Source organism: Micromonospora sp. WMMD730, from assembly GCF_049178955.1.
Classification (GTDB): Bacteria; Actinomycetota; Actinomycetes; order Mycobacteriales; family Micromonosporaceae; genus Micromonospora; species Micromonospora wenchangensis.
The window spans coordinates 3319956-3334753 of the sequence record NZ_JBMHML010000002.1 but is presented as its reverse complement, the minus strand read 5'-3'; the positions used below and the strand labels follow the sequence as shown (position 1 = coordinate 3334753).

The window sequence follows — 14798 nt, the reverse complement described above, 5'->3', positions numbered from 1 at the left end:
AATGAATCAAGGGTGCCCGGAGCGTATGACCTGCGCTTTCGGGTGGTCAAGATTCACAACCGGGGACCGGTACGCGATTCGCCAATTGCCCCACACCCGCTCGAACGCGGGCGTTTCATGGCGAGTCGGCGTCCACCCTGGACCGTCGTCCGCCCGGGGGGAACCTCCGCCGTACGCCTGATCATATTCACCGTCGTCGACCGGGTGCGGGCGGCCCCGGCCCGCCGACGGCGGGCCGGGACCGGGCGGTCAGCGCACCCGGACGAACACCGGGTTGGAGTAGAACCACAGGTCGCTCCACGGGCTCTCCAGCCCGTCGGCCAGCGGCTCCGCCTCGTCGGTGCTGGTGCCGCGGACCCGCAGGTAGCTGTCGACCCCGACGTCGCGCAGGGTGTGCCGGATGACGTACTGGGCACCCTGCTGCTGCCAGTCGCGCGGACCGAACCGGGCCACCACCGCGGTGGTGGGGTTGGTGTCGGCGTCCCGGTCGATGCTCGGTCCGGTCACCTGCCCGACGATCAGGTCCACCCGCCGGACCTGCGGCCGGTCGCCGTTGCCGTTCGTCCCGGCCGGCGGCCGGAACCGGATCACGACGTCCACGTCGGTACGGTTGCGGCGGCTGACGGTGACGGTCTCACCCGAGCCGGCCGAGTGTCCCTGGCTGCTTGCGGTGACGTCGAGGCGGCTGATCAGGTCACCGGTGGTGACGAAGATCCGCCCGTGGCGCAGGCCGTCCATGATGTCGTGGTACTCCTGCCGGGCCAGCACGTAGGTCTTGCTGTACTCACCCGGCCAGAAGTCGGTGCCGCCCCGGGTCCAGTGCACGTGCGAGTCGGACGTCGCGGTGATCCACCAGCGTCGCCCCTCGCCGAGCAGCGCGTCCCACAGCCCGCCGACCCGGGCGGTCGCCTGGTCGTAGCCGCCGTAGGTGGGGTGGTTGCCGTAGCCGCCGCGGGCGCTGCCGTTGAGTGGGCCCGCCTGGTGGCCCGGGGCGCCCTCGAAGCCGACGTACACGTCCGGGGCCGCGTCGTTGCCGTTGCGGAACTCGTGCGGGAGGTCCTGCCCGTACACCCCGAGCCCGGTCGCCGAGCGGGAGGTGTGGTGAGCGATCACCAGCGGCTTGTGCGGCATGTTCCGCGCCACCTTGAGGAACTCCACCATCTTGGCCTCGGTGTCGCGGCCCGGGTCGGCCGGGAACGGGTCCCGCTTGGCGAACCGGCTCTCCAGCTCGAAGAGCTGCTTCGCCTCGTCGGCGTGCCGGGGGATCATCAGGGTGTGGTGGTCCATCGCCGGGGCGTCGAACTCCATGCCCCAGAACTGCAACACCTCGGGCACCAGCCGGCGGGACCGCAGCAGATCGGGGTACGCCTGCTCCAGGTTCACCTTGGAGTGCGTCGGTCCACCGTGGTCGGTGCACATGGCCCAGGTCAGTCCGAAGTTCTTCGCCATGATCGCGTTGGTGACGATGGGATAGACCGCGTCGGCGCCCTTGTGGAACGTCGGCGGGTTCGTCGAGGTGTCGAAGTCCCCGCTGTACTCGGAGTGGATGTGGTGGTCGCCGGCCCGCCAGATCCGGTCATCGGCCCGACCTGCGCCGGCCGTCGCCTGATCCTGCCGGTCCGGATCGGCGTGGGCCGCCTCGACGCCCACGAACGGGCCGGCGGCGGCGAGCGTCGCGCCGACGCCCGCGTACTTCACCAGTTGGCGGCGTGACAGCTGACCGCCTGTGGCGTCCTCGGAATTCCTGTGCTGCACTGCAGAGCCCTCCACGTGATCCGGGTGTCGACCGTGTCGGTGACGAAGCCTCCGAGAGGCGGGTGAACAGCCGCTGCACGGCGCGCGGGATGGGAGTGAACGACGGCCGGCCAGCGCCGCCGCGTGCCCGGCCCGGCCGGTGGCCGGACCGTCACCCACCCGGGCCCCGGCTGTCGTCCCGGGTTGCCTCCCACGGGTGGGATATCTATGTAATTGCATTTCCCGCTCATCGGTGAGAAAGAGGTCTCATTGACCGCTTGCTATGCCGCAACTAGTATTCGGTGCGCAGACGGTCAACGGGGAGTGGTCGCGGCATCCACATCGAATGCTATTCCGGTGTCGCCCGGCCGATTCGTCAAGCTTCTGGCGAAGCCATTCCGGAGCCAATCCCCGCCATTTATTCGACGACCCGATCCCCCCGAGAAGCGGGGGCGGGCCGTCGTGCCGCGTGCGCGGGGGTCACCGGGAGGTGGCATCGGCTCCCGGCACGCACCGGTTAGGACCGACCACGCCGAGAGGACCCCACTCCATGCGCGCTGACCCGATCCGCCGCCGGCCCCCGGGCGCGGCACTGCCCCTGCTCGCCGCGGTGGCCGCGATCCTCCTGCTCGTCGCGGGGACCCCGAGCCACCTCCCGGGCGTCCACCTCGCCGCCGCGGTGGACATCACCGACACCCCCGGCACGATCACCGACCAGTGGTCGACCACCGGCGACGAGGGCATCGAGAAGGTCATCGACAACACGCCCTACCGCAAGTACTTCACCTACAGCGGTGCCGGCTGGATCCAGTTCGAGGCGACCACGGCGGCCGTGGTGACCAGCTACGCCGTCACCTCCGCCAACGACTGGCCCGACCGCAACCCGCGCAACTGGGTCTTCGAGGCCTCCACCACCGGCGGCAGCTGGACGCCGCTGGACACCCAGAGCAACCAGACGTTCATCACCGGCTTCCACCGCAACACCTACTCGTTCGGCAACACCAACGCCTACCGGTACTACCGGCTGCGGGTGACCGCCACCAACGGGTCGGTCAACATGCAGATCGGCGAGTGGCAGATCTACGGGACCACCACCGCCACCACCCCGGCGCCGGCCGCGCCCACCGGCCTGCTCGCCACCGCGGCCAGCGACCAGATCCGGCTCACCTGGACCGACAACACCCGGTGGGAGACGGCCTACCGGCTGGAACGCTCGACCAACGGCACCACCTGGAGCACCGCGTACGTGCTGCCGGCCAGCACCACGAAGTTCCACAACCTGAAACTGCCGGCGGGCACCCACTACTACTACCGGCTACGGGCCGAGGGGGTGGCCGGCAACTCCGGCTACGCCACCGCCGACACCACCACCCTCAGCGCCACCCCGGCCACCACCTGGACCGAGACCTGGCACGCCCCCAACGAGACACTCACCCGCTACTACTACGACGCCAACGTGGCCATCTACCGCGATCCGGGACTGGCCTCGACCGATCTGACCTGGGTGAAGGACTACGCCAAACAGATCTGGGAGTACGTCCAGGCCAACTACGGCAACCTCAGCGGCCAGCGGCTGTACGAGGTGCTGCACGACGACGCGGGATCGGGCGGGTTCGCGCTGAGCCAGTTCGACCCCAACACGGCATTCCGCGACGTCAACGACATGAGCGGCGGCGGCTGGGGAAACACCGACCTCAACGAGGACGTCATCTCCCACGAGATGAACCACACCGTCGAGTTCACCGCGTTCGGCGTGAACGGCTCACCCGCCTACGGCATCTGGGGCGACAGCAAGTGGGCCGAGATCTTCCAGTACGACTGCTACGTCGGCACCGGCCGGACCACCGACGCCACCCGCTGGAAGAACGCGAAGCTGCTCACCTCGGACAACTTCCCCGTCGCCAACACGTACTGGTTCCGGGACTGGTTCTACCCGATCTACCAGAACTACGGCGGCAAGGTCGTGCTCAACAAGTTCTTCCAGCTGCTGTCCCAGCACTTCCACCAGTTCGACGGCGTCTACGCCCGGGACCTCAACTGGGGGGAGTTCGTGCACTTCTGGAGCGGCGCGGCCGGCGTCAGCCTCAAACCGCTGGCCACCACCGCCTTCGGCGGCTGGCCCGCCGACTGGCAGGCGCAGTTCGTCCAGGCCCAGGCCGACTACCCGGGCGTGACGTACACCCCGTGACGCGGGCCCTGACCACCCACCCCGGCGATCCGGCGACGACCCCCAGCCGGTGACCCGGCCGTGGGGTGCCGCCACCACACCTGCGGTGGTGGCACCCCACCCGGCGACCGGCGGTCGTGCCGGGCCACCAGCCGCCCGGCACGACCGCCGGCCTCAGCCGAGCAGCACCGACACCGCCTCCACCGTGTCCGGATGGGCGAGCAGCAGCGTCGCCGCCGCCGACCCCGTCGGGGCGTCGACCGGCTCCGACCAGCCGCCCTCGCAGCCCAGCAGCCCGGCGACCGCGTCCACCGCAACCGGATGCGCCGCGAGCAGGCCGTGCACCTGCCCCGTCGGCGCGCCCGGCCGGGCCACCGGGGCGGGCCCGGCCGGCGGCCCCATCCAGGGCGGCACCCAGGCGTCCAGCTCGGGCAGCGTCCCCGGGAAGGTGCGCGCGGCCTCCCGCACCAGCAGCGGCACCAACTCCGGGCCGTGCTCGCGCAGGGTGGTGATCAGCGTGGGTAGCCAGGGCAGCAGCACCGGGTCGGGCAACCGGGCGAACGCGGTGGACATCGTCTCCACCACGAACGGCGCGAGCCCCGGCACCGGTTCCAGCGCGTGCACGAAACCCGAGAGGTATCTCGGGAACGCCGGCACCACCAGCGGGTTACCCAGCAGGTCGGCGCAGCGCTGCCGCAGCTCGGCCAGCGGCAGCAGGCCGAGCTGGTGCCGGGCCGCCCAGAGCAGGGCGACCTTCGCCGGGCTCTCCGGGTGCGACTGGGCCACCGCGAGTTCGAGCTGGGACCGGTCGCAGCCCAGCGACAGCGCCAGGCTCTCCATGCTGAACAGGAAGCCGAGCATCGCCCCGACCTGCCGGACCCCGGTCTCCTCCTCGACGAACGCGGTCGGCAACAGGGTGCAGTAGTGCGCGTACCCGGTCGTCACGAACGCCTCGCACCAGGCCGGCAGGGTCGGCGCGGTGGCCCGGTGGTGGGCCAGCAACCGGCGGATGCGCCGCAGCACGTCCGGGGCGTCGTCCACCGTGCGCTCGGTGGACAGCAGTTCCACGGCCCGCGCGCCCAACTCGTCGACCAACCGGGGGCTGTCCAGCAACCGGATGGCGTCCTCCACCGCGGCGAGAGCACCGGCGGCCGTCGCGTCGGGGCCCCGGACCGACCGCCGCAGCCGCTGCTCCAGCACCTGCTCGACGGTCACCCCCTCGTAGCCCAGCTCGATCAGCGCCCGCTGGTGCCGGCCCAACGCGAGGTCCCAGCTCTCCTGGATCGACCGGTGCCCCAACCGGCGCTCACCCATGATCGGGCGGACCGCGTCGGCGGGCAGCAGGTGCCGCAGCATCCACAGCAGATCCGAGCAGCCGGCCAGCGCCGGGGTGGCGTGCAGGTCCAGCAGGGCCCGCTGGATGGTGCGCTTCTCCAGGTCCAGGCCGAGGGGTTGCAGCCGGTCGAGCACGTCGCGGGCCAGCGGTGGCAGGGCGTCGTAGCCGACCTGCCCGATCCGGTCCCCGCCGAGCAGGATCTCGCAGAGCCGTCGCACGTCCCGCCGACCCGGCACGACGTCCTTCTCGATGCAGGTCACCGCCGCGTCGGCGAAGTCGTACGGGGTGGGCCGGGCCCGGTTGCGCAACCCGGCCAGCAGGATCGACGTCTCGAACACCGCGATCGCGTCGGCCGTGCTGGCCAGGTACCCGTTGCGGCGGGCCAACCGGACGATGTCCACGCACCACCCGCGCAGCTCCGCCTCGTCCAGCCCGTCGAGCGCCGGTGGCGCGGCGAGGAACCCGGTGAGCCGGTCGGCGACCGGACCGGCCGGCGTGGCGACCGGCGGGGCGGCCTTCCGTTTGCCCCGGCCGCCTTTGACGCCCCGCTGACCGTCAAGCCGGTACGGGGCCAGTCCCGACCGGCCGACCGCCTGCGTCCAGTTGGCGGCGGCGATCGACACCGACCCCGGTGCCAGCCCGAACTGCGCCTCGATGGCCGAGTGGCTCGACGGGATCAGCCCGTACCGCCAGCGGGTGCCGGTGCGGGGGGTGATCGCGAAGTCCGGGGCGGGGGAGTCCAGGCCGAACTGCTCGACCCGGCTGGCGGCGTGGAACGCGCCGCACACGTAGAGACAGTCCGCCGGGTCGGCCCCGGACGCGGCGAGGTGCTCCCGCATCCGGGTCCACATGTAGCGCTCCCGGTCCTCGTCCCGGTCGGTACGGTCCGACCCGGCCGGCCGCAGCCGGCGGAACAGGCTGCCGATCAGCACCATCACCTGCCGGTAGGTGTCGTGGTCGGCGTCGGCGAGGGGACGCTCGACGTACTGGTCCCACCACTCCGACCAGTGCCGCACCTTGCCGTGGTGCAGCAGGTACGCCTCCAGCTCGGCGAACCGGGGCCGCAGGTCGCCGATCTCCACGCCGACCGCGTCGCCGTGCAGGGCCGACTGCTCCCCGGCCTCGCCGCCCGCCGTCTGCGGCGCGGTGTCGGCCGGCGCGTCGGTGGCCGCCGGGGCGTCGCCGCGCGGTGACCACTGGAAGACGTGGTCGGTGGAGCGGTCCACCAGCACCAGCTCCACCCCGGGTGTCTCCAGCGCGTACGCGATCGCCTGGTACTCGGCGGACGCCTCGGTGACCGGGGCGACGACGCTCAGCGGCCCCCACTCGGCGGGGAAGCCGTCCAGCTCGGAGGCGAACGCCTGCACCGCCACCGGCAGCCGACAGTTGCGCAGCTCGCCCAGGAGCGGCTGGAGATCCTCGCACAGCTCCAGGTAGATCACCTTGGGCTGCTTGTGCCGCAGCCGGCGGACCATCGCCAGCGCCGAGGCCGGCGAGTGGTGACAGACCGGGAAGATCTCCAACCGCTCGCCCAGCGCCCGGTCCACGTCGTCGACGATGCCGGCGAGGATGCCGGCCAGCGCGTCGGCGGAACCGGCGAACGTGGCCGCCGCGTCGGTGAGCTGCTCCCGCAGCGCCCCGAACGGTCCGGCGGTCGCGGGCGGGGCGGTGCCGGGCGGCGCGGCGGTGCCGGCGTCGGCGGTGGTCACGACAGCGAGGCGATCGCCTGGCGACCGCCGTCGAGGAAGCCGCCCCAGCCCTCGCCGTTCTTCTTGGCCCGGGGCTCCACCACGCCGTGCAGGTACTTGTTGAGGATCGCCAGGTCCTCCGGGCTGCGTCGGGCCAACGATCCCACCAGCGAGGAGGCCAGCGTCTCCACCCGCAGGGCCCGGTCGCCGAAGAACTGGCTGTGCAGGATGGCGTCCTCCAGCACCCCGATCTGCTCGGCGGTGGACAGCGCCGACTCCAGCTTCTCGTCGTCGCTGGTCGCCGACGCGGCGGCGGCCCGCAGGTCGGCGAAGCTCTGCAACAGGATGTCCAACAGGGTGGGCGGCACGTCCAGCTCGATGCGGTGCCGGCGTAGCAGTTCCTCGGTGCGGAACCGGACGATCTCCGCCTCGCTGCGCTTGTTGGTGACCACCGGGATGCGGACGAAGTTGAACCGGCGCTTCAACGCCGACGACAGGTCGTTGACGCCCCGGTCGCGGCTGTTCGCGGTGGCGATGATCGAGAAACCGGGCTGGGCGAAGACGATGTTGTCGTCGTTCAGCTCGGGGATGGAGACGTACTTCTCCGACAGGATGGAGATCAGCGCGTCCTGCACGTCGCTGGTGGAGCGGGTCAGCTCCTCGAAGCGGCCCACCACGCCCTGCTCCATCGCCGTCATGATCGGCGACGGGATCATCGACTCCCGGGACTGCCCCTTGGCGATGACCATCGAGACGTTCCACGAGTACTTGATGTGGTCCTCGGTGGTGCCGGCGGTGCCCTGCACGACCAGCGTCGAGTTGCGGCAGATCGCGGCGGACAGCAGCTCGGCCAGCCAGCTCTTGCCGGTGCCGGGGTCGCCGATGAGCAGCAGGCCCCGGTCCGACGCCAGGGTCACGATGCTGCGTTCGACGAAACTGCGGTCACCGAACCACTTCTGCGGGATCTCCCGCTCCAGACCGTCGGCCCGTTCCGAGCCGAGGACGAACAGCCGCACCATGCGCGGGCTCAACCGCCACGAGAACGGCTTCGGGCCGGTGTCGACCGACTCCAGGTAGTCGAGTTCGTCGGCGTACTTGACCTCGGCGGGGGCACGCAACATCTCGGACATGAGGGGTGATTCTCCTAGGTGAGGAAGCTCTTGAGCTCGAAGACGAGTTTGCGGATGTGACCGGAGAGCACCGGGGTGCCCAGGTCCTTGAGGCGCTGCCGGAACCAGGGGTTGACGCTCTGCTGGCCGGAGCTGCTGACCGAGCCGACCGGGATGAACCGCACCCCGGAGCGGTGCACCGCCTCGATGCCGTCGAACAGCGGCTGGGAGCGGTCGAACTCGTAGAAGTCCGAGATCCACACCATGACCGTGTTGCGCGGCTCGACGATCTTGGGGCGGGCCATCGCCATCGCCACCGGCCCGTCGTTGCCGCCACCGAGTTTGGTGCGCAGCAGCACCTCGAACGGGTCGTGCACCCACGGGGTCAGGTCCAACGCCCGGGTGTCGTACGCGATGAGGTGCACGTCGACCTTGGGCAGCCCGGCGAAGATCGAGGCCAGGATGGTGCAGTTGACCATCGAGTCGACCATCGACCCGGACTGGTCCACCACCACGATCAGCCGCGACGGGGTGGTCTTGCGGGCGGTCTGCCGGTAGTAGAGCCGGTCGACGTAGAGGCGTTCGTCCTCCGGGCTCCAGTTGGTGAGGTTCTGCCAGATGGTGCGGTCGAGGTCGAGGTTGCGGTAGACCCGCTTCGGCGGCACCGACCTGTCGATCGCGCCGACGGTGGTCTGCTCGACCTGGGTCCGCAGCACCTCGGCGACCTCGTCGACGTACCGCCGGATCAGCGACTTCGCGTTGGCCAGCGCCACCCCGGACAGGTTGGACTTGTCCCGCAGCAGCTGCTCGATCAGCGACATGCTGGGGGTGAGCTGGGCGGCCAGCTTCGGGTCGGCCAGCACCTCCCGCAGGTGCATCCGGCGGACCAGGTCGCCCTCCAGCCCGGCGAGGGTGGCGCCCAGTCCGGTGCCGCCCTGCCGACGCAGCTCCCCCGGCGGGCAGCCGAGCGCCTGCTCGAACCAACCCGCGTCGGCCTGCCACCGGGCCAACTGGCCGGCGCTGACCGGCCCGGACCCGGTGCCGAAGACGTTGAGCAGCAGCTTCGACACCAGCGCGGCCCGGCGTACCTCGGCCTCGCCGGGCCGGTGGACCCCGCCGTCGGCGGGGTCACCCCCGCCCGGCGCGCCCGGGCCGTCGATGGTCGCCTCCGTCGCCTCCGTGCCGTCGGTGGTCGCCTCCGGCGTCGTGGCCGACGGGGCCCCGGCGTCGGGGGAGGCGTCGACGGGCCGGTCGTCGGTCGGGCCGACGGGGTCGGGGGCGAGCAGGCCCCGCAGTTCGTCAGCGAGCGCGGGGAAACGCTGCACCACGGTGTCCACCGACACGGTCGGGTCCAGCAACGCGGCGGGCAGGCCGAGGTCGTCGACGACGGCCACGCTCGCCGCCTCCAGCGTGGGCTGCTCGTCGGGGTCGAAGAGCCGCCCCAGCAGCCGCCAGTAGAGCACCTGCCGACGGTTGGCGGCAGCGAGGTCGGCCGGGGTCACCACATCGCCCGGGGTCGGCACGTCACCCGGGAGCACGGCACCGGTCGTGGGGGTCGGGTCGCTCATCGGCGCAGCAACCGTCCCGCGCGTTCGCGCAGCACGGCCACGGCGTCGCCCGCCCTGGCCTCGGCCTTGGCCACCTTCGGGTCGGTCACCCCGTCGGCCCAGTCGCCGTTGTGCGCCTCCACCGGCCGGCGCTTGACGGTGGCCTGCACCGCCAGCGGCTGCACCAGCCACCGGCCGCCGTCGAAGCGGGCCAGGCCCAGGCAGGACGACGAGGCGGCGACCAGCGCCGGGGTGAGCGGCCCAGCGGCCGGCAGCCGGTCCAGCGCGACCGCGAGGCGCTGCCCGCCGAGGTCGACGGTCGACCCGCCGTCGTGCACGGTGTAGCCCTCCAGCAGCACCGGCTCGGCGATGGCCACCGGATGCCGGTCCAACGGCGGGATCGCCGCCGCCGTCGCCGTGCCCAGCAGCACCCGGGCGGTGGCGAACGGGTCGGCGGGCTCGCCGGCCTGCGCCTGCCCATCGACCCAGTGCAGGTCGCCACCCTGCGCGGGCAGATCGGTGACGGTCAGCGCCCGCCGCTGCGCGATCGCGGTGAGCAGCACCGGGTACGCCGACAGCAGCCGCCACACCGCCGGGCCGCCGATCGTGGCGACCTTGGCCGCGCCCACCGTCACCCGGACCAGCCGGGGCGTGCCGGCGTCGGCCGGTTCGAGGATCGCGTGCAGCTGCGCCTGGACGGCGGTCTCGTGCTCGTGGACGTCGACCCCGAGCGGCAGCAGGCGACCGCTCACCGGGGTGGTGCCGGCCGTCGGGTCGGTGGCCGGCCCGTCCTGGGCCAGCAGCACGCCCCGGGCCCACAGGTCCGCCCAGCGGCGTACCGGCGGCTGCGCCATGGTGGCCACCGGCAACCCGGCCCGCAGCTCGGCGGCGAGCCCATCGAGCAGCACCGCCAGCCGGCGCGCCCCCGGCTCGGCCAACGCAGCCTCGACCGGTGTGCCGACGGCGGAGAGCAGCTCGTGGTCGATGCCGCGCCAGCCGGCGAGGGCCGTCTCGTGCAGCCAGGACCGGGCGGCGGCGCGGGCGGGGGAGGGGGCACCCGCTTCGCCGGTCGGCGTCCACGGGGTCCGGTGCCGCCCGAGGGCGGTGTCGAGCTGGTCGAGCAGGGCGTCGTGGGTCGCGCCCAGCAGCGCCGTGCGGGCTCCGGCCAGGGCGGCCAGGTGTTCCTGCCCGATGGATCCGGCGGTCACCTTGCCCACCGCGTCGGCCACCCGTTCATCCAGCGGCGTGCCCGCGACCGCGGCGGCCAGTGCGGTCAGCGCGGCGGCGTCCGCCTCGCCGACCCGGGCGAAGCCCCGCAGCAGGGCCTCGTCGAATCCGGCGACCACGTCGTCGGCGTCGGCCAGCCCGGTGGGTGCGTCGCCGTGCAGCTGCGCCAGCTGTGTGCCGAGCATCAGCGACCTGCCCCGGTCGACGGGAACCAGTGCAGCTCGGGCAGCACGGCGGTGCTGGCCGGCAGCTCCAGGTAGGCCAGGTGGCGCAGGAACCGGCTGAACACCACGGCGGCCGAGGTCGGCTCGTGCCGGGCGTCCAGCCGGGACAGCAGCTCGACCCCGGTCTGCGTGCCGTCACCGGCGTCGACCCGCAGGTAGCGGGCGACCCGGTCGACGCCGTACTGGAGGACGGCCTCGTCGGCCAGGGCCTCCAGGTGCTTGCAGGGCGCGCCGCGCAGCCCGCCGCAGGGCCGGTTGTTGTTGGTGCTGCAATGGTAGGCGTGGTCACCGGCGGTCACCGACGAGACGTAGACCCGCTCGATGTCGGAACCGCTGGACACCACACCCTGTAACCGCCCGTCAGCCAGCTCGACGAAGGGCACCTTGGCCAGCTTGCGGGGCCGGGCCGGTGGCACCACCGCCACCACGCTCCGCCGCCGCGCCGCGGCCTCGTCAGCGTCCGTCACCGCATGTCCTCCCACCCGCCGGAACACCGGCGTCGACCATGGTTGATGGCGCGCGCCGGCCGGGCCGGCGTCGCCGTGACCACAAGATCATGGCCCACGGGTACGACACTTCCACGGCCTCCCGTCGCCCCGTCCCGAGGTCCGGTCCGACCGGCCGTTCCGTCACTCTGCGGGGTTCCGACGCCACCATCGGCAGGCCGCTGCCCCGCCCCGGCTCCTTGACACCGCACGCATCCCGACGGATTGTTATATCGACCACTGTCACTTTCTATGGCTCGCGCCGGATTACGGACCGCAGCCGTACCGAAGGAGACCGTCATGCGCGCCGCCGTTCACCGATCAGCCACGGGTCTCGCCGTCGCCCTGGGCGTCGTGCTCACCGCGATCCTGCCGACGTCGTCCGCGACCGCCGGCGAGCCCGTCCAGAGCCCGGACACGGGGCTGGTCTTCTACTCCAGCTACCCGACCGAGGTCGTCGGTCGGCAGGCCACGCCCGACGGCGTCTGCCGTCCCGTCCCGACCGACGCGACCTGGCTGCTCGCCTGGAGCGGAGGTTTCCACTCCGTGGCCGGCTACCGGACGACCGACTGCACCGGCCCGGCCGCCGAACTCAACAACCTGCACAGCTGGCCGCCGGGCTACCACCTGAGCTACCGCGCCGGCTGACCGCCGCCGTCGGCGGCAGCCCCGCGACGATCCCCGACGGGCCGGGTGTCGGCGACGACCGGCTGGCGCAGGATGGTGCGCCTCCGGTCGGGGGCGACCCTGCGGAAGTCGCTCAGGTAGATCTCGTGGTGGGTGCCGGTCAGGCGGAGCCGGTGGGCGGGGACGAACTCGTGGTGTAGACGGGCGAGCACGGCGGCCTCGTCGTCGAAGGAGCCGACGTGCAGGGTCTGCACGCACCGCCCCTCGGCCAGCCGCTCCAGACGGACGTCGTCCATCCGTCCGGGTGGCCGCTTCGCCCCGACCTGCGCGACGGCGGCGGCGACCATGCCTGGCCCGATCCAGTCGGGGACCATGAGCATCAGCGTCCAGCGCCACCGCGACTTGTCCCGCACCGTGGTGAAGGACGCCATGTCCTCGGCCCACCACAGGCCCTCCAGCGGCGGGACGACGTAGTCCCGCCTGAGTTCCCGCCTGCTGGCGAACTTCACCCGGTACGCCACGGGATAGAGCGTCTCGACCGCCTCCGTGAAGGCCGGTGCGGTGTTGGGGTCGCCCCGGCCGTCGATCATCAGGTACTGCATGTCGGGCACGTCGACCAGCCGGAACCGCCCCCGCTGCGCCCGGTAGGTGTCCAGGGTCCGGCGGAAGTCGACCTTCCCGTCGGCGGGGCCCGTCACCGGCATCGGTCGACGCCGCCCGGGATGTGGCCCGTCGACCCGTCGCCGGAGCGGACCGGACATCTCGTCATGCTCCCGACCCTCCTTCCGGCGGTCCTTCGGGCACCACGTGCCCGTGCAGGTACGACCGACACTATGTCAGGAGGATTCCCGGGCAGTCGACGACCGGCGCGTCTGGGATGCTGTCCTGCATGCCCGCCTTTCCGCCGACCTTCGCCGAAGCCGTCGTCGCCCAGCCGCTCGCTGCGCAGTTCGAGGCGTTCCTCGACGAGCACCGTGCCGCGCTCGACGGCTGTCTGGAGGGGCTGACCGAGGAACAGGCCCGCCGCCCGCTGGTGGCCTCCCGGACCACGCTGCTGGGCCTGGTGAAACACGCGACCTTCGTGGAGCGGGTCTGGTTCGACGAGGCCGTCACCGGCCGGTCGCGCGCCGAGCTGGGCATCCCCGCCGCGTCGGAGGAGTCGTTCGTGCTCGACGACGGCGACACGGTCGCCAGCGTGCGGCACGCGTACCGGGCGGCCTGCGCGGCGTCCCGCCGGGCGACCGCGACGCTGGGCCTGGACGACGTCCTGTCCGGGCACCGGATGGGACCGGTCCCGCTGCGGTGGGTGTATCTGCACGTGCTCCGCGAACTCGCCCAGCACTGCGGGCACGCCGACATCCTCCGTGAGCAGATCGTCGACGGTTGACGGTCCACGGCCCCGGTCCGGGACGGGTGCGTGCGGAGGGTCAGCGGCCGCGGTTGCGGGGGTGCCGTTTGGCGGTCCGTTCGTTGCCGTGCCGGTAGTTGCCGGTGAGGCGGGCCATCAGCTCCTGCGGGTCGTCGCTGTCCACGTCGGTCAGGAACCGGGCCGCGGCGACGCCCCGCAGCACGGTGGCGAGGCGGCCGTGGTGCAGCAGTTCCACGTCACCGTTCTTGCGTAGGCGGTAGGTGAACCCCTCGGGTGTGCCGGACATCGCCACATCGTCCCCACCGGCGGGCCGGCCCGCGACCCGATTACGCCACGCCGCTCCGACGTCCGTCGGCGGCGGGCGTACGCGAGCCGCGTTGCCGCCCTCGACTACGGTCGAACGGTGACTACCGGTGACTTCACGGGTACCCGCGCGCCGGGTGGGGTGCCGCACTGGCACACGGTGCGGCGATCACGCCTGTTCACCGTGCTTCCTGCGGTCGTGCTCGGGCTGCTGGGTGTGAACTTCGTCTGGGAAGCCGTCCGTCGCAACGTCGATGTCGCGGCGACCACCGAATGGCCGTTGCGGTTCTCGCTGGTCGACCTGCAGACGACTGTCGCCATCGGGGCTGCCCTCGCCGGCCTGATGTTGACCCGGGCGCAGTTCGCCCGCGCCAACCAGCCCCGCTTCGGTTATTCGTGGACACCGCACGCCACCGACGCCGATCGCTGGGAGTTGCACCTGTCGAACACCGGCCCGGGGTTCGCGGGTGTCACCAGGGTCGACTACCGGTTCGGTGACGGACCCTGGCTGCCGTACCAGACCTTCCAGGAGGAGCTGGCCGCGCGGGGCGTGCGACCGGTCGACGCGGAGTTCTTCTGGTTGGGTCGGGCGCCCCTTCCGCCGCAGCCCAAGCTCACGGAGGGATACCGGCTCGGCTCGTTCACCGTCGACGGGTTCGTGCAGTGCGATCCGTTCGAGATCAGGATCCAGGCTGACGACCAGCTCGGCGACCGGCACCAACTCGTCATCAATTCCACCGCCCGCCTGCCGGTGCCCGCCTGGTCTCGGGTCGTCCGCACCCGGGCCGACACGCCGTCGCACTGAGCACCGATGGTGGCCGAAGGCGGGAGTTGGCCCGCCGTCGGGGCGAACGGGTCTGCGGGGGTCCGGTAGGCTTTTGTCGCCTTCAGGACAGTTCGGTGCCTTGGTAGGCATTGAAACCGGTGCTTGTATTGACCGCAGGTCGAGTTTCCGGCGAAAGGCCCAGCGCTCGTCCGCTGT

The 14798-nt window shown here is 72.1% G+C and carries 12 protein-coding genes; 4 read left to right on the top strand and 8 right to left on the bottom strand.

The genetic code is table 11. The features are described 5' to 3' along the window. Positions 1-249 precede the first annotated feature (249 nt). Entirely contained in the window at positions 250-1755 is a 1506-nt protein-coding gene (locus ACN265_RS14620) for a phosphoesterase (RefSeq protein ID WP_421408094.1), read from the bottom strand. Between the two features lie 529 nt (positions 1756-2284). Between ACN265_RS14620 and ACN265_RS14615 the strand changes: the two genes are divergently transcribed. Further along, complete coding sequence (locus ACN265_RS14615) at positions 2285-3922, top strand: hypothetical protein (RefSeq protein ID WP_421408091.1); 1638 nt, start codon at positions 2285-2287, stop codon at positions 3920-3922. 153 nt (positions 3923-4075) lie between these two features. On the opposite strand, the gene ACN265_RS14610 is transcribed toward ACN265_RS14615, so the two are convergent. Genes ACN265_RS14610 through ACN265_RS14590 form a run of 5 tightly spaced genes read right to left on the bottom strand, consistent with a single transcriptional unit; the run spans position 4076 to position 11460 of the window. Continuing rightward, on the bottom strand, positions 4076-6946 hold the full coding sequence (locus tag ACN265_RS14610; protein ID WP_421408089.1) for a DUF5682 family protein: 2871 nt from the start codon (positions 6944-6946) through the stop codon (positions 4076-4078). Then, complete coding sequence (locus ACN265_RS14605) at positions 6943-8055, bottom strand: ATP-binding protein (RefSeq protein ID WP_357927470.1); 1113 nt, start codon at positions 8053-8055, stop codon at positions 6943-6945. The genes ACN265_RS14610 and ACN265_RS14605 overlap by 4 nt, the downstream gene beginning before the upstream one ends. Before the next feature lie 14 nt (positions 8056-8069). Beyond that, complete coding sequence (locus ACN265_RS14600; RefSeq protein WP_421408086.1) at positions 8070-9602, bottom strand: VWA domain-containing protein; 1533 nt, start codon at positions 9600-9602, stop codon at positions 8070-8072. Continuing rightward, entirely contained in the window at positions 9599-10993 is a 1395-nt protein-coding gene (locus ACN265_RS14595) for a hypothetical protein (protein ID WP_421408083.1), read from the bottom strand. The genes ACN265_RS14600 and ACN265_RS14595 overlap by 4 nt, the downstream gene beginning before the upstream one ends. Next, the gene (locus ACN265_RS14590) at positions 10993-11460 is read right to left on the bottom strand and encodes a hypothetical protein (protein ID WP_204924637.1); all 468 of its coding nucleotides are present in this window, start codon (positions 11458-11460) and stop codon (positions 10993-10995) included. Before ACN265_RS14590 ends, ACN265_RS14595 begins: the two co-directional genes overlap by 1 nt. A gap of 357 nt (positions 11461-11817) precedes the next feature. On the opposite strand from ACN265_RS14590, the gene ACN265_RS14585 reads away from it, so the two are divergent. Further along, positions 11818-12165 (top strand): hypothetical protein, encoded by a 348-nt coding sequence (locus ACN265_RS14585; RefSeq protein WP_421408081.1) that lies wholly within the window; start codon positions 11818-11820, stop codon positions 12163-12165. Here the strand turns inward: ACN265_RS14585 and ACN265_RS14580 are convergent. Further along, positions 12150-12848, bottom strand: coding sequence for a GyrI-like domain-containing protein (locus ACN265_RS14580; protein WP_421411493.1), 699 nt, complete (start codon positions 12846-12848; stop codon positions 12150-12152). The two genes, ACN265_RS14585 and ACN265_RS14580, sit on opposite strands and share 16 nt — an antisense overlap. A 185-nt stretch (positions 12849-13033) precedes the next feature. Here ACN265_RS14580 and ACN265_RS14575 point away from each other — a divergent pair, with 185 nt between their 5' ends. Then, the gene (locus ACN265_RS14575; RefSeq protein WP_421408078.1) at positions 13034-13531 is read left to right on the top strand and encodes a DinB family protein; all 498 of its coding nucleotides are present in this window, start codon (positions 13034-13036) and stop codon (positions 13529-13531) included. Between the two features lie 40 nt (positions 13532-13571). On the opposite strand, the gene ACN265_RS14570 is transcribed toward ACN265_RS14575, so the two are convergent. Continuing rightward, a complete protein-coding gene (locus ACN265_RS14570; RefSeq protein WP_204924296.1) occupies positions 13572-13799 on the bottom strand; it encodes a hypothetical protein in 228 nt (75 codons plus the stop codon). 117 nt (positions 13800-13916) lie between these two features. On the opposite strand from ACN265_RS14570, the gene ACN265_RS14565 reads away from it, so the two are divergent. Beyond that, positions 13917-14621 carry a hypothetical protein gene (locus tag ACN265_RS14565; RefSeq protein WP_421408075.1) on the top strand — a complete coding sequence of 235 codons (705 nt, stop codon included), beginning with the start codon at positions 13917-13919 and terminating at the stop codon, positions 14619-14621. The last annotated feature ends 177 nt before the right edge of the window (positions 14622-14798 follow it).

What these genes read in the sequence shown, in the direction of transcription:
- ACN265_RS14605 (WP_357927470.1), bottom strand. Translation starts at nt 8,055, where the DNA reads ATGTCCGAGATGTTGCGTGCCCCCGCCGAGGTCAAGTACGCCGACGAA.
- ACN265_RS14615 (WP_421408091.1), top strand. Translation starts at nt 2,285, where the DNA reads ATGCGCGCTGACCCGATCCGCCGCCGGCCCCCGGGCGCGGCACTGCCC.
- ACN265_RS14570 (WP_204924296.1), bottom strand. Translation starts at nt 13,799, where the DNA reads ATGTCCGGCACACCCGAGGGGTTCACCTACCGCCTACGCAAGAACGGT.
- ACN265_RS14595 (WP_421408083.1), bottom strand. Translation starts at nt 10,993, where the DNA reads ATGCTCGGCACACAGCTGGCGCAGCTGCACGGCGACGCACCCACCGGG.
- ACN265_RS14600 (WP_421408086.1), bottom strand. Translation starts at nt 9,602, where the DNA reads ATGAGCGACCCGACCCCCACGACCGGTGCCGTGCTCCCGGGTGACGTG.
- ACN265_RS14585 (WP_421408081.1), top strand. Translation starts at nt 11,818, where the DNA reads ATGCGCGCCGCCGTTCACCGATCAGCCACGGGTCTCGCCGTCGCCCTG.
- ACN265_RS14580 (WP_421411493.1), bottom strand. Translation starts at nt 12,848, where the DNA reads ATGCCGGTGACGGGCCCCGCCGACGGGAAGGTCGACTTCCGCCGGACC.
- ACN265_RS14575 (WP_421408078.1), top strand. Translation starts at nt 13,034, where the DNA reads ATGCCCGCCTTTCCGCCGACCTTCGCCGAAGCCGTCGTCGCCCAGCCG.